The sequence below is a fragment of the Vibrio sp. YT-19(2023) genome (assembly GCF_033337395.1).
Genome location: NZ_JAWOQN010000426.1, coordinates 1 through 744 on the forward strand (window position 1 = coordinate 1; position 744 = coordinate 744).

Annotated in this window: 1 protein-coding gene; it reads left to right on the forward strand. The window is 46.4% G+C overall.

The annotated features are described in order from the left end of the window. Positions 1-588: YIP1 family protein (locus R7E78_RS26325; protein WP_318058635.1), on the forward strand; the 588-nt coding region annotated here is incomplete at its 5' end. Between the last annotated feature and the right edge of the window lie 156 nt (positions 589-744).

Here is a 744-nt window from a genome sequence, read left to right on the forward strand (position 1 = left end):
CAACCTTTCATCTTTTTGATGCTAAGCCCATTCCTATTTTGGGGCGCGTACTTTTCGAACATTGATTTTACGTGGTTAAGTGACCAACTCACTGTACAGTTCAAACAAATCGACCCACAGCAGATTGAGCTATTGGAACCAAACACGTTGATGGCAAGTGCGATCATTAATGACGTGTTCAATCGCTTTGCGACGCTTTTGTTGCTTGCGTTTTGGTTCTTCCTTGCGACTAAAGCAAGTAAACAACAATACGGTTATTGGAAATGGTTTGCGGCCTCGTGCGCAATTTTGTTTCCTGCGGTATTGGGCGACATTGCAAGCTACGCAAGCTTACTATTGAAACATGGTCAGGTAATGACCTATGCGGCGGATCTCAACAGTCTCAATGGCTTACTGAAGTTGCCACTCACCAACGAATGGTCTCACTTTGCTAGCTCACTGCCACTTCTGTTGCCTTGGTACATTGTTCTAGGTTACGGCGTGGTATTAACGTGGACTGAATTTGAACGCGGACAGGCTCTGGTGATTTCGAGCCTGCCTTGGATTGCGTTTTACGTGATTTGGGCGTTGTACATCGTTATCGCTTAAGCTGACTAACGCTAATCGTTAAGCGTAAACGACACCAGTAATGGATTATGATCGGAAGCGTCGCTCTGCGGCGCTTTCGCATTTTTCAGCGTTAATCCGCGGTAGAACACATGGTCTAGCGGCAAGCCCGTAATAAACTGCGTACGATGATCTGGC